This is a genomic window from uncultured Fenollaria sp., from assembly GCF_934202865.1.
Classification (GTDB): domain Bacteria; phylum Bacillota; class Clostridia; order Tissierellales; family Peptoniphilaceae; genus Fenollaria.
The window spans coordinates 1-14,722 of the sequence record NZ_CAKPYL010000036.1 but is presented as its reverse complement, the minus strand read 5'-3'; the positions used below and the strand labels follow the sequence as shown (position 1 = coordinate 14,722).

Genomic DNA, 14,722 nt, shown 5'->3' with positions numbered 1-14,722 from the left:
ATATTAAGGAAAAGAGAATTAAGTACCTTAACATAAAAGGTGTGGATTTCTCAAGAGACTTTTACTTCTTGTATCACAGAGAAAAGCCTCTAAACCCACTTGGTAAGAGATTTAAAGACTTTGTCTTAGATTATGTAAAGAAAAATAAATAGATAATGTTTTTTATGGAGTTAGTTTTTTCTAGCTCCTTTTTTGTGCTCTAAGACATAAAGAAGCAGATGCACCTAAGATGCATCTGCTTTTGTAGTCACTAATTTATTTAAATTAGATCTTAAAGTTTAATTTTTTAGATAAAACATGATGATTATGCAATGTAAACACATTTACAATATCAACTTAACTTTATCCACAAATTTCGAAGAGAAAATTCATGGAATAGGCGAAGTGGAACTTTTTATCAAGCGGACCGTATAGGTCATACTCGAACATTGATAAAAAGCGAACGAGCCTAGGCCGGAATGTTAATTCGAAATTTTTTATTTAACTAAGTGACAGGCAACAAAGTGTCCCGGTTCCACTTCTTTTAGAGTAGGATGAGGACCATTGCAAACGCCTTCATCTCTCATCGGACATCTGCCATAGAAAACGCATCTGTCTGGTGGATCTATTGGGCTTGGTACGTCGCCTTTTAGTATGATTCTTTCTTGTTTGTAGTTATACTCAGGTACTGGTATTGCTGATAGTAGTGCCTTTGTGTATGGATGTAATGTGTTTTCAAATATTTGCTTGTAATCTGCTAGTTCAACCATACGTCCAAGATACATAACTGCGACTCTGTCTGAAAGGTGACGAACAACTGAAAGGTCATGTGATATAAATAAGTATGTTAGTCCCTTTTCTTTTTGTATATCTTGAAGAAGATTTAGTACTTGGGCTTGAATTGATACGTCAAGTGCTGATACTGGTTCATCAAGTACTATAAACTCAGGTCTCATTACTAAGGCTCTTGCGATACCTATTCTTTGTCTTCTACCACCATCTAGTTCGTGTGGGTAGGAGTTCATAAGTCTCTTTTCAAGACCTACTGTTTCCATCATCTCAAGAACAACTTTTTCTATTTCTTTCTTACTATCGTAAATTTTGTTTACATAAAGTGCGTCCGCAATCAAGTCAAATGTGTTAAGTCTTGGGTTTAGTGATGAATATGGGTCTTGGAAGACGATTTGCATTTCGCGTCTTAATTGGTGCATTTCCTTTTTAGTCTTACGGTTCATAATGTCTTCGCCGTTAAACCATATTTCTCCGCTTGTTGGCTCATGTAATCTGATGATTGCACGACCAGCTGTTGACTTACCACAGCCTGATTCGCCTACTAGGCCAAGTGTTTCGCCCTTTTTTATCTCAAAGTTAAGGTCTTCAACTGCATGTAGAACGCCCTTCTTAGTCGGAAAGTACTTACATAAATGTTTTACTTCAATGAAATTTTCGCTCATAACTTTCCTCCTCTACTTTTCTTCTGATTCAGAAGCTATTTCTTCGCTAGCTTCATTCTTAGAGCCGTCTATATCCATAGCTCCGTCCTTGTATAAGAAGCACTTAACAAAGTGACCTGGGCTTACTTCATAAACCGGTGGTTCGTTTGTTTTGCACATTTCCATGCACTTAGTGCATCTTGGGTGGAACTTACATCCAGTAGGTAAATTTGTTGGGTCTGGTGTCATTCCTGGAATAACTTGAAGTCTTTCAACATCTCCAGTTAATTTTGGTATTGACGAGAACAGTCCGACAGTGTATGGATGCTTCTTGTCAGTGTATATATCCTTAGTAGTACCGCTTTCAACAACTTCGCCAGCGTAAACAACCGCTACCTTATCAGCAATTTCAGCGATAACACCTAAGTCGTGAGTAATCATGATGATGGATGTATCAAACTTGCTCTTAAGCTCCTTCATTAGCTCCATAACTTGGGCTTGAATAGTAACGTCTAGAGCAGTTGTTGGCTCATCCGCAATGATTATCTCTGGGTTACAAGCAAGAGCCATCGCGATAACGATTCTTTGCTTCATACCACCAGAAAGTTGATGAGGGTAGTCATTAACTCTTTCACGTCTGATACCTACTAGGTCAAGCATTTCAAGAGTCTTTTCTTTTCTTCCGTTCTTATCAAGTTTAGTGTGAAGAGCAAGAACTTCTTCGATTTGCTTACCTATAGTCATAACAGGGTTAAGACTTGTCATTGGGTCTTGGAAGATCATGGAGATCTTTTCCCCTCTAATCTTTCTCATGTCTTTTTCTTTAGTTTTTAATATATCCTTACCATCGAACTCAATCTCACCTGAGCTAATAATTCCAGGTGGATCAGGTACTAGGTTAAGTATTGCAAGAGCAGTAGTAGTCTTGCCGGCACCTGTTTCTCCAACAAGGCCAAGAGTCTCCTTTTTGTTTAGAGACAAGTTCATGCCATTAACGGCTTTAACAACACCCGAATCTGTATTGAACTCAACAGATAGGTCTCTTATATTAAGTAAATTTCCTTTTTCCATAGTAACCTCCTACCTCTTAAGCTTAGGGTCAAGTGCATCTCTAAGACCATCGCCCATAACATTAAGAGCAAAGATGGTGATAACGATGGCTAAACCTGGGAACAATGTGATGTGTGGGAAGTCCATGATATATGAACGACCATCCGATAGCATAGCGCCCCACTCTGGTGTAGGTGGTTCAAGTCCAAGTCCTATGAAGGATAGACCTGCCGCGTTAATGATTGCGTAAGCAACACCTAGAGTCGCTTGAACGATGATAGGTGCCATACAGTTTGGAATTATATGTTTAAAGATAATTCTAAAGTCGCTAGAACCATTGGCCTTTGCTGCTTCAACAAATTCGTTATCTTTTATAGTTAAAACAGAGCTCCTAACGATTCTGGCATATGCTGGAACCGAGGCTATACCAACGGCTATCATTAAGTTACCAAGGCCAGTGCCTAGTGCGCTCATGATTGCTATAGCTAAAAGTATATCTGGTATAGCTTGAAGCACGTCTATGAATCTCATGATTATAGTGTCGACTTTACCGCCGTAGTAACCAGTTACAGCGCCTAGTGTTACACCAAATACTAAAGCAATGGATACGGATATAAATCCGACTTTCAAACTGATTCTAGAACCATAAACGACACGAGAGAATATATCACGGCCTAAGTGGTCTGTTCCGAAGATAAATTCAGAGTTTGGTGTTTGATATGTTGGACCAACCATGTCATTGAAAGTATATGGGGCAACAACGTCTGCGAATATCGCTACCAAAACTAGCAAGATAAGTATAACTAGACCTACCATAGCAAGTTTGTTTCTCTTCATTCTTTTTAAAACTTCACTAAAACCTGTTTGTCTTTTTGATTTTCTTATTGATTGCTCTTTTTTCATATTTTTTTCTGCCATATCATTCACCTACATATATTGACTCTTAACTCTTGGGTCTATGAATGTATATAGTATGTCGACAATTAGATTTACAAGAGCAAATGTAACTGCAACGAATAATACACATCCCATAACAAGAGGTATGTCTCTCATCTTGATTGAATCTACCATAAGTCTGCCTATGCCAGGTATACTAAATATAACTTCAGTCATTAGAGCACCGCCCATAAGTTGTCCGAATTGTGTACCGATAACAGTAGTGATAGGGATTAGAGCGTTTGCCAAAGCGTGCTTCCTAGTGATGACCTTTTGTTCTTGACCTTTTGCCTTAGCAGTTCTGATGTAGTCTTGTCTAATTACTTCAAGCATAGAGCTTCTTGTTTGTCTTGTAATAACAGAAACAGATTGAGCTCCTAGTGCTATAGCTGGTAAAACCCATTGATTAGGCATGTCAAAGCCTGATGCTGGTAGCCAGCCTAGTTGCACACTAAATAGCATAATGAGTAGTAGACCCAGCCAGAATACTGGCATCGATATGCCTATAAGGGCGAATATCATTGTCAAGTTATCAAAAATACTATATTGTTTTACCGCAGATATAATACCTATAGGTATACCTAGTAAAACTGCGAATGTTATAGCTAAAAATGCTAGTCTAATAGTTGCGCCTGCTCTGTTGCCAATTTCTTGAACTACAGGCATTCTTGTTCTGTAACTACGGCCTAAGTCACCCTTTAATACTAGGTTAGATATGTATCTACCAAATTGCGTGAAAAATGGATCGTTTAAGCCAAGTTCTTCTCTAAGTTCTGCTACTTGTTGTTCTGTGGCCGATGGGCCTAGAATATTACGGGCAGGGTCTCCAGGTGTTATGTATAATAACCAGAAAACGAAGAGACTTACCAATAAAATAACAGGTATTAAATAGAGGATTCTTTTAATAATATATTTTAACATAATGCCTCCGATATAAATGAACTATGTGTTAGGGGGAAGATTCCTCCTCCCCCTTCACTTTTTTGTATTATTTAACTATTTAACGTTTACCTTATTTAATTTGTAGAAACCAAAGTGGTTCATTTCAAAACCTTCAACATTCTTAGATGTTGCTACAGTTAATTCTGACCAGTATTCAGGAATCCAAATTTGGTTATCAAGAATATATTCTTGAGCCTTTCTATAGATTTCGCCTCTCTTTGTTTCGTCAAGTTCTTGTCTAGCGTCATCAAGCATCTTATCCATTTCAGGGTCTTCTAACCAGCAGTAGTTACCGCCTTCACCCTTTGCACTTGAGTGGAAGCATGGGAACAAGAATGCGTCTGGGTCTGGAGTATCAGAAATCCAAGCGATTTCGAACATATCTTGTTTAGCGTTCTTTAATACATCATTAAATGCAGACCATTCCATAACGTTGATAGTTACGTTTATACCAACGTCTTTAAGTTGTTCTTTGATTATAGTAGCCATATCGACACGTTGTTTTCTTTCGTTTGTAGAGATAGATGTGTCAAAACCGTTAGGATAACCAGCTTCAGCAAGTAATGCTTTTGCTTTTTCAACGTCTCTAGCTTTAGCTTTTGTTTCTCCACCTATAGAGTAAACTAGTGTTGGTGGCATTGAGTTAGAAGCTGTCTTACCAAGACCTAACCAAACCTTTGGAATTATATCGTCTATATCGATAGCGTATGCTATAGCTTCACGTACTTTTGGATTATCAAAAGGTGCCTTTTGAGTGTTAAATCCTAGATAAGTAGTACCATAGTCATCAGATTTTAACATAACAAGATTTTCATCTTTTTCTACTTTTTCAACATCTAGTGGTTGAAGTTCATAGATTATGTCAGCTCCACCAGTTTGTAGTTCAACAAGTCTGTTAGTTGGTTCAGGTATAATCTTCATTTCAACTTTAGCCATCTTAGCTTTTTCTCCGTAATAATCTTCGAATCTGCTTAATTTGATAGCGTTAGCCTTAGACCATTCATCAAGCTTAAATGGACCAGTACCGCAAACCTTATCAGTAGAAGTACCGTAGCTGTCTCCAGCTGCTTCAACTTCTTTTTGGCAAAGGATTGATCCACCTGGATGCATTAATGATGCAATGATACCAGGATAAGGGAACTTAAGATTGAATCTTACAGTGTAATCATCGTCAGCCTTGATAGAGTCTTCATCGATAGTGTTAAACAAGTGCTTAACGTTAGGTGCTTCACACGCACGCTTCAATGAGAATACTACGTCTGATGCCTTCATTTCGTCTCCATTATGGAATTTAACTCCTTTTCTTAAGTGGAAAACGTATTCAGTATCAGAAACCTTGTCGTAGCTTTCAGCTAGTAAAGGAACTTCTTCAGCCTTATCATTTAGTTCGAATAGACCTTCATAGATTTGAACTAATACTTTTGAAGATGCGTTATCGTTAGTACCCATTGGGTCTAGAGATATAGCATCTGAGTCGTTAGCGATTACAAGTGTGTCCTTGTCGCCTTTCTTTTCGCCAGTTGATTTGTTGCCACCAGCGCAGCCAGTAAGTACTGTCATAACAAGTGCTAGTGCCAAGATAAGTGAAATAAACTTCTTCATAAAAACCTCCTTGCATTTCTGCGTGTGCTTAGGACCTAAGGGTCCTAGCTATAGTCGAAGAGCTGCTATGTATGATACCCTCGTACACTTGCTAATATAGAATCGGTCTATTAATTCTTCATGTGCTCGTGTTAACGGCGATATACTCTACCTGATTAAAGCTCTTTTATATATTATACCACTAGTGATTTAATAATACAAGAGTTTTGATAAAAAATACTCCTTTCGTATGAATTTTTTCGAAAACAGAAATACTTATGCCAATGGAAATGCTTTCACCACGCAAATAGCTTAGCATATGACGAGCGTTTGACGTATGACACGCGTTAAGCATATGACGAGTGTAAGGCATCTGACAGGCGTTTGACATATGACGAGCGTAAGGCATATGTCGAGCGATAAACATATGACGGGCGATAGCTATACTATTTTAATAGCAATAGGCTCAAAAGCATATTCACAAAAATCATTTTGCGCGCAAATCCATTTACATAAAAATGGTTTTACACGCAAAAAAGATGCACCCATATATATAGGTGCATCATAAAAAAGAAGTTTAAAATGTTTTGTGGGTCTGTCCGATCATATTGACCCGTATTTAATTTAGGAACTTTATTGCTTGTGACCGTGATTTCACTCCCAACTTTTTATACAAATTTCTCGTATGTGTCTTTGCTGTCGATAAAGTGATATAAAACCTGTCGGCTATCTCTTGATTGCTTAAGCCCTCTTTGATGCTTAGTAGAATTTGCTTCTCTCGTGAGCTTAGTGTGTCGTAGAGCTCCTTGCGGTCCAAAAAATCCCCCAATTTTTGTTCCGTCTTAACGCTGAAGTTCTTTTTCTTCGACACGACTACTACCCCTTTTCTCATGTCAAGAAGTGCATTTCTAAGTTCATCTCTCTTGAGCTCTTTGTCCATGATGCCATCTAGGTGAAAGTCTTTCGGTGAGATAATCATCTCGATGCTTGGTCTGTTTGTCATAAAGAGTACTCTATAGCGCCTATTCATTACGGCTAGCCTTTGTAAATCGGCTATCCTTTTACTTTCATCTAGCTCATCATCGACGTAGATAACAAAGTCTACGCTCTTCCTTGTTAAGTAGTCTTGAGCATCTGAAGCGTCTCTAAAGCTCTCAACGACATGCATATCGTCAAAAGCTGAGAGAGAAGCTTCTACGCCTAGTGCGTATATATCTGAACCGCCAACTATTAATACTCTAAATGATTTAAGCGCCATAAACTATTTTTCCGCTCTTAATCACTTTATAAGTGTGGTTTATACCGAAGTGATATACGAAGTAATCAATATTTTCACAGTTAAAGATGGCGATGTCGGCCTTCTTACCTACTTCAAGCGAACCTATGGATTCCGTTCTAAGTACGCTTGCTGCAGCGTTTATAGTTGCTGCATTGAATACTTCTTCTGCTGTCATTCTCATTTTGATTGAGGCTATTTGCATAGCTAGTTGAATGTTTTCAGATGGGCAGGAGCCTGGATTGTAGTCTGTTGAGATACTTACTGGGCAGCCTTCTTCTATCATCTTTCTAGCTCTTGCGTATTTACCTGTGTTTAGGTTAAATGCTGTCGCTGGAAGGACGTTTGCTACGACCCCATTTGCTGCCATGGCCTTGATGCCTTCATCTGAGGCGCCTATCAAGTGATCTGCTGAAACGCATTTTAGTTCGGCGCTTAGTTCTGCTCCGCCGAAGCTAATTAATTCGTCTGCGTGTATCTTAAGCTTGAAGCCCGCATCTCTTGAGGCTTTTAAAACTCTTCTTGACTCGTCTATAGTATAAACGCCGTCTTCACAGAAGATGTCAGCAAATTCTGCGAGACCCTTTTCCATAACTTTTGGATTGTATTCGTTAATAACTTTGCTTATAAAAGCTTCTCTGTCATTTTTGTACTCATCTGGCATTGCGTGACATGGCATAAATGTTGATACTAAATCGATTGGATGATCTTCGTTTAATTTTTTCACTACTTCTAATTGCTTTAGCTCTGTATCGAAGTCTTCTATGCCATAGCCGGACTTCGCTTCAACTGTCGTAACGCCATAGCTTAGCATTATATCAAGTGATTTTTTCGCTTTTTCATAAAGCTCTTCGAAGCTTGCTTCTTTAGTATGCCTTTGTGTAGCGTGTATGCCGCCACCCGCGTTCATTATGTCCATGTATGTCTTGCCATGAAGTTTCATAGAGAGCTCATTTTCTCTCGAGCCCCCATGAACAAGGTGTGTATGTGAGTCTACAAGGCCTGGTGTAACTAGTTTACCAGTCGCATCGATGACAGTAGCCTTGCTTTCATCGACATCCATTGCCTTGTATTCATCCATAGTACCAAGTGCTTTTATCTTGTCGTCTTCTGTTATTATATATGCGTTTTTGATTATTTCTACTTCGCCTTGTGCTTTACCGGCTCTGACTGTGCCATTAGCCTTTGTTGCAAGTAGCGAAGCTATATTTTTAATTATGACGCTTTGCTTCATATTCATCCACCTTTGCCATTTCTTTTTCTATAATCTTGTCGTCTACTAGATAAGGAATAGTAATGTGGTCAGTGTCCTTGTGATCCTTGTTATATTGAATTGCTGTTTCGATTGAGTGGTCGTTTCTAGCCCAACTTCTTCTTGCTACACCGCTCATAACGTCCCATGGCATAGCTGCCTTTAAGATAGTATCTACTCTGTCTGATCCGTCTAGAACCATACCGAAGCCGCCATTGATTGATTTACCTATACCAACGCCGCCGCCGTTATGAAGAGCTACCATGGACATGCCTCTTGCGCAGTTACCTGCAAAGCATTGTGTAGCCATGTCTGCCATGATGTTTGATCCGTCTTTGATATTTGATGTTTCTCTAAATGGTGAGTCAGTTCCTGATACGTCGTGGTGGTCACGTCCTAGCATGATTGGGCCTACTTCACCCTTTCTTACCATGTCGTTGAACTTAAGAGCAATCTTTAATCTACCGATTTCATCTTGGTATAAAATTCTTGCTTGTGAGCCAACTACTAATTGGTTCTTTTCAGCGTCTCTGATCCAGATGTAGTTATCAAGGTCTTGGCCTCTTCTGTCCTTGTCGATGCATTCCATAGCTGCGTGGTCAGTCTTAATTAGGTCTTCTGCCTTATTTGATAAGCAAACCCATCTGAATGGTCCGTAACCGTAATCAAATAGCATTGGTCCCATGATATCTTCAACATAGCTTGGGAAGATGAATCCTTCTGATTCGTCAACTCCGTTCTTAGCTATTTCCTTAACGCCTGCATCGAAAACTGATTTCATGAAGGAGTTACCATAGTCAAAGAAATATGTTCCTCTATCTACTAGTGTTTTGATTAATTCAAAGTGATGCTTTAATGTCTTGTCAACTAATTTGCAGAAGCCTTCTTTGTCTTCAGCAAGCATCTTTGTTCTTTCTTCAAATGTTAAGCCTTGTGGGCAATAGCCGCCGTCGTATTGAGCGTGGCATGATGTTTGGTCAGAAAGTAGTTCTACATGAACGTTGTTTTTAACGCAGTATTCTAGTAGGTCTACGATATTGCCATGGTAAGCGATTGCTCTAGGAGTCTTGCTGTCTCTTGCTTCGTTAGCCCATTTGAATACTTGGTCAAGGTCGTCTGAACATTCATCTATCCAGCCTTGTTCAAGTCTTGTATTGATTCTTGAGATATCAACTTCTGCGATGATACCAACGCCATTAGCAATTTTAGCTGCTTTACCTTGAGCACCACTCATTCCGCCTAAACCTGATGAAATGAAGATGTGGCCTCTTAAGTCGCCATCGTGTGGAACGCCTAATTTTAGACGAGCAGCGTTAAGAACTGTATTGTATGTGCCGTGAACTATACCTTGTGGTCCAATGTACATCCAGCCGCCAGCAGTCATTTGTCCGTAGTTTGCAACGCCCATAGCAACTGCTTTGTGCCAATGTTTTTGATTGTCAAACTCACCTATCATTAATGAGTTTGTGATAATAACTCTTGGTGAAGTCTTATGGCTTCTGAATAATCCTAGTGGGTGACCTGATTCCATAACTAGTGTTTGTTCATCAGTTAGATTTTCTAGATATTTTTTAACTAGTCTGTATTGCATCCAGTTTTGCATAACTTGTCCTGTTTCACCGTAAGTAACAAGTTCATATGGATATAGAGCTACGTCAAAGTCAAGGTTATTGTCAATCATTAGTTGTATAGCCTTTCCTTCGATGCATTTACCCTTGTATTCGTCAATGGATTTAGCCTTGATATTGCCCTCAGGTCTAAATCTGTAGCCATAAATTCTTCCTCTAGTCATTAGCTCTTCCATAAATTCTGGAGCTAATTCTTCGTGTAATTCTTCTGGAATGTATCTAAGCGCATTCCTTAAAGCTAGCTCAATCTCATGCTTTGAAAGAGTTAAATCCCTTACTGGTGCTCTTCTAACCTTTGGATCAATTTTATGCATTTCAGGTAAAACTGGATCAAGCTTGATTGTCATAGCATCTTTAACATCAAATTTCATAAGTGACCTCCTTACTTAATTTATTATTTTAATTCTCCTACAGCTTTTTCAACAGCGTTAAGAACCTTGTCATCAGCTAATAATTCTTCAGCCTTGTTGATTTCAAAGTACATAACCTTGTCTTTGTCGATGTAGTCAATAACTTTTCTTACTTCGTCATAAGCAGCCTTAGTTCCCTTACCAAGACCCTTGTCTCCTCTTATGTCAATAGCTTGGCATGCAGCAAACATTTCCATAGCTATAACTTTTCTTGCGTTTAAATAGATTTCTCTAGCCTTTCTAGCAGCGATAGTACCCATAGATACTAAGTCTTCTTGGTTAGCTGAAGATGGGATAGAGTCAACACTTGCTGGGTGAGCTAAAACCTTGTTTTCGCTAACAAGAGCTGCAGCAGCGTATTGAACTATCATGTAGCCTGAATTTACTCCGCCTTCCTTAACTAAGAAAGCTGGTAGACCTTCTGATAATGCTGGGTTTACTAGTCTTTCAAGTCTTCTTTCGGATACGTTAGCTATTTCACTGATACCAATGCCTAAAAAGTCAAATGGTAGAGCCATTGGTTCGCCGTGGAAGTTACCAGCACTGATAACAGCTTCATCATCAGGGAAGATGATTGGGTTGTCAGTAACAGAGTTGATTTCAATGTCAACTTTGCTCTTAACATAGTTTAATGTATCCTTTGATGCGCAGTGAATTTGTGGTACGCATCTTAGTGAGTAAGCATCTTGTACTCTTAAGTCACCTTGGCGAGTGATGTTCTTTGATCCTTCAAGAATAGTTCTTACATTGTATGAAGTGTCATACATGCCTTGGTGGCGTCTAACGTCAGCTATTCTTTCATCAAAAGCGTCGATGATGCCGCCCATAGCTTCCATTGTAAGAGATGTAGCAACGTCAGCTAATTTAGCAAGCTTCATAGCATCATATAAAGTTAATGTACCAACAGCAGTTAGTACTTGAGTACCATTGATAAGAGCTAGACCTTCCTTGCTAGTTAATTCAATAGTTTCGATGCCAGCCTTGTCCATAGCTTCTTTACCAGTCATTTTCTTTCCATCGTAGAAAGCTTCGCCTAGACCAAGCATAGGTAAAACCATGTGAGCAAGTGGAGCTAAGTCACCAGATGCACCTAGTGAACCCTTTTCAGGTATACATGGTGTAACACCCTTGTTTAGCATAGCTACTAGTGTTTCGATAGTTTCAAGTCTTGCACCAGAATAACCCTTTGATAAAGAGTTAGCTCTTAATAAGATGATGGCTCTAACGATGTCTTCGTCAAATAATTCGCCAACACCACATGAGTGAGACATAATTAAATTCTTTTGTAAATTTTTAGTCATATCCTTAGAGATATGTACTTCAGAGAATTTTCCGAAACCAGTTGTGATTCCGTAAATAACCCTTTCTTCTTCAACAAACTTGTCAACAAGTTTTCTTGATGCAATGATTCTTTCCTTTGCATCCTTTGAAATTTCAACTTCTGCGTGGCATCTTGCAACCTTTACAACATCTTCAATTGTAAGATCTTTGCCATTGATAACGATCTTGTCCATAATATCCTCCTTTTACTAAGTTAGTACTCTGATAAAGTAAAAAGGAACGCACATGGCGTTCCTCTTATCTATTATTATTAAAATTGTGAGCAATAAAACTAATATGTATGTACATCATACCCCTCACCTCATCCAAAAGTATTATATCATAGAAAATATTTATAGTCAAGGATTAAAATTCCAAATTCGAAATATTGGGTATAAATACTTAGGTGATATATATGGAATACGTTAATCTTTACACAAGACAGCATGAGAATAGCCTCTACGAGTTAAAAAATAAAGGCGTCATACAAAATAAAAGACTCTATGTGAGCCTACATATGAAAGATATATCGGACTTTTTCTTGGAAAAATATGATTACTTCGTGAAGATGGCGTCAAGAATGGTACCTAAGCCCAATGATGTCAGCTACCCAATTTGGTGCAGCGTATCTAAGGATAACTGCCTCAAAGCCATCGACAAAGAAGTCGTCTATGCGCTGACAGTTCCTAAGGACGAAGTGATTTACTTCGTTGGTGCTAAGTGGGACCTCGTTTTATATAATCAGTACGTGCCACTTGATGCGGGTGATGCGAAACGCTTTGAAAAGGAGGTCAAGGCGCGCGGCGCGGACCACAGCTTTAATATATTTGATAGAAAATATGATGAGATGTATGACGATATAAGAGAGACAATTGTGAATAGCTGGGAGAGGATCTTCGAGATTACAGATAGAAACGAGTTTGTCGTTCAGGCAAACCTTTGGCAGATAAAGGAAGAATGGATTAAGCATATAGTTTATCCGGGCGATGACTTTTTTGAAGTGGTGAAGGATATGGAAGAGACTTGGATAAGTAAATAGCATTAAAAAAGGGAGCTTTCGCTCCCAATTTTTTTGATTAATTAATACTATCTACTATTTTTCTTTTGGTAATACAAAAGTTCCTAAACCAGTGAATTGATCACCAATGTATACTTCAAAGCTTGCTCCAGTTTTGTATTTAAACTTACATACAACACCAGTTTCATATTCTTTAGATGTAAAATCATATTCCTTTACAAAGACTTCTTCGCCAAGGTCTTTCGCATTTTTAAGTCTTAGTTCAGCTGTCTTCTTAACATTTTCTTCATCAGCTTTAAAGTTTAACTCGTTAAGTGCTTCTGCAGCAGCCTTATAATTCTTTTCACATAAAGCGTCATGGAAAGCTTTTACCTTAGCAACGATAAATTCAGAACCCTTCTTTAATATAGAATCTTTTTCATAATCTTTAGGTATTAAAGCCATAATGCCAGCAGTTGTTGCCATAGTGATGTTGTCACCATCTTGTTCAAATGGCAGCTTTTGAATGATAGAAGAGCCATTATCATATTTAATCTCAGCTACATAATATTTTTTGCCATCAATTTCTTCTATTCTCTTAATAACTGTACGATCTTCTAAGTAAATATCAGTGCCGACTAGCTTAGCCATATTTTTTAAAGTAATCATATATTCAGAGAATGGTATTGCATCTAAAATCGCATTCCCTCCAACAATGTAATCATCTTTAGTATATGCTGCGAACATATCATGAATTTTGATGATAGCATCAAATTTAGCATTTTCAAGCTCATCAAAGTTATCAGTCTTAATAACTTTTATATTTTCTTCACTTGCTTCTTCTTTCTTATCATCTTTTTTATCTTCTTTCTTTTCTTCTTCTTTCACTTCTTTAAAAATTAAGCACTTGTCATCAATCTTTACAGTTATGCTGCCTTCTTCGCCGCCAATTTGATATTCATATCCAGTACCAAAGTTTGATTCGTTATCTTTTTTAGGCATTTCTTTAGCATCAACAGTTGTTAATATCTTTCCGTCCATAGTTCCACAAGTCATGTTCTTGTTGATTTCGCCTGTATCTTTATAAAGCTTAGACTCAATCATTACATAACGAGGAGATTCTTCTTTTTCTTCTCCATCACTCTTTAGCATAATAACTTTGTTCACTTGATCATATTTAACGCCTAGTCCTACAAGTGAGCCAAGGTCTCTTAATTGCATGTAGTTATAACCATCGATAAGAGCTGTCTTTACTTCTTTTTCCTCGCCATTAACAAGGATCTTCTTAACTGATACCATTGCTTTTGCTTTTTCGTCTTTAATTTCTGCTAGGTCGCCTTCGACTTTTTCGTAGCCTTTTGCTAATTCAACTGAAAATACTTTTGTTTCATTGTCATAGCCTACATCGAATTGGCATTTTTTGCCGTTAAGTATAGCTGCTATGTCTCTTAATTTTAGATAGTTGAAGCCCTCTACGTCGTATGCACCGACCATGACTTCTTCTCCGTCAAGTGTCACCTTTTTAGTGTTCTTAACTGCCTCTACTGTTTTTGATTCAGCAAATGCTGTTGGGATTAGTGTTACAAGCATAAGTAATGCAAGTAACAATGAGATTTTCTTCTTCATAATATAATTCCTCCTTAATAGATTTATTAACTTTATTATACTACTAAAGAAATATAAAAGCAATGGAAATGGTCTTATTCCTTATAAATATTTTTAATACTAAGCTTACAATTATTTAAAAAATTTAATAATTCACTTACTCACATAGATATCCACACTGCAAATCGCTATTTTACATTTATACACAAGCTTATCCACATTATCCACAAGCTTTTTTCACAAAAATAGCACTTGACAAAGCTATTTTCTTGTGATTTATAATCTATCCACAGACTTATCCACAGTTTTATAC

11 protein-coding genes are annotated in these 14,722 nt (G+C 38.0%); 1 reads left to right on the top strand and 10 read right to left on the bottom strand.

The genetic code is table 11. The features are described from left to right. Positions 1–476 precede the first annotated feature (476 nt). The 9 genes from Q0E71_RS04830 to hutH form a co-directional block, all read right to left on the bottom strand. Positions 477–1,433 (bottom strand): ABC transporter ATP-binding protein, encoded by a 957-nt coding sequence (locus Q0E71_RS04830; protein WP_294796586.1) that lies wholly within the window; start codon positions 1,431–1,433, stop codon positions 477–479. Between the two features lie 12 nt (positions 1,434–1,445). Further along, positions 1,446–2,483: an ABC transporter ATP-binding protein gene (locus Q0E71_RS04825; RefSeq protein ID WP_294796584.1), complete on the bottom strand. Its 1,038-nt coding sequence runs from the start codon at positions 2,481–2,483 to the stop codon at positions 1,446–1,448. Between the two features lie 9 nt (positions 2,484–2,492). Next, positions 2,493–3,380 carry an ABC transporter permease gene (locus tag Q0E71_RS04820; protein WP_294796582.1) on the bottom strand — a complete coding sequence of 296 codons (888 nt, stop codon included), beginning with the start codon at positions 3,378–3,380 and terminating at the stop codon, positions 2,493–2,495. Between the two features lie 9 nt (positions 3,381–3,389). Further along, positions 3,390–4,319, bottom strand: a complete 930-nt coding sequence (locus Q0E71_RS04815) for an ABC transporter permease (RefSeq protein ID WP_294796580.1) — start codon at positions 4,317–4,319, stop codon at positions 3,390–3,392. 75 nt (positions 4,320–4,394) lie between these two features. After that, positions 4,395–5,942 (bottom strand): ABC transporter substrate-binding protein, encoded by a 1,548-nt coding sequence (locus Q0E71_RS04810; protein WP_294796578.1) that lies wholly within the window; start codon positions 5,940–5,942, stop codon positions 4,395–4,397. A 598-nt stretch (positions 5,943–6,540) separates the two neighbouring features. Further along, the gene (locus Q0E71_RS04805) at positions 6,541–7,179 is read right to left on the bottom strand and encodes a response regulator transcription factor (RefSeq protein ID WP_294796576.1); all 639 of its coding nucleotides are present in this window, start codon (positions 7,177–7,179) and stop codon (positions 6,541–6,543) included. After that, complete coding sequence (gene hutI, locus Q0E71_RS04800; RefSeq protein WP_367116818.1) at positions 7,169–8,437, bottom strand: imidazolonepropionase; 1,269 nt, start codon at positions 8,435–8,437, stop codon at positions 7,169–7,171. The genes Q0E71_RS04805 and hutI overlap by 11 nt, the downstream gene beginning before the upstream one ends. After that, entirely contained in the window at positions 8,409–10,448 is a 2,040-nt protein-coding gene (locus Q0E71_RS04795; RefSeq protein ID WP_294796574.1) for a urocanate hydratase, read from the bottom strand. The genes hutI and Q0E71_RS04795 overlap by 29 nt, the downstream gene beginning before the upstream one ends. A gap of 23 nt (positions 10,449–10,471) precedes the next feature. Next, the gene (hutH, locus tag Q0E71_RS04790) at positions 10,472–12,001 is read right to left on the bottom strand and encodes a histidine ammonia-lyase (RefSeq protein WP_294796572.1); all 1,530 of its coding nucleotides are present in this window, start codon (positions 11,999–12,001) and stop codon (positions 10,472–10,474) included. A 221-nt stretch (positions 12,002–12,222) separates the two neighbouring features. Between hutH and Q0E71_RS04785 the strand changes: the two genes are divergently transcribed. Further along, positions 12,223–12,846 (top strand): DUF3841 domain-containing protein, encoded by a 624-nt coding sequence (locus Q0E71_RS04785; RefSeq protein WP_294796570.1) that lies wholly within the window; start codon positions 12,223–12,225, stop codon positions 12,844–12,846. Positions 12,847–12,900: 54 nt separating this feature from the next. On the opposite strand, the gene Q0E71_RS04780 is transcribed toward Q0E71_RS04785, so the two are convergent. After that, positions 12,901–14,430, bottom strand: a complete 1,530-nt coding sequence (locus tag Q0E71_RS04780) for a hypothetical protein (RefSeq protein WP_294796568.1) — start codon at positions 14,428–14,430, stop codon at positions 12,901–12,903. Positions 14,431–14,722: the final 292 nt, after the last annotated feature.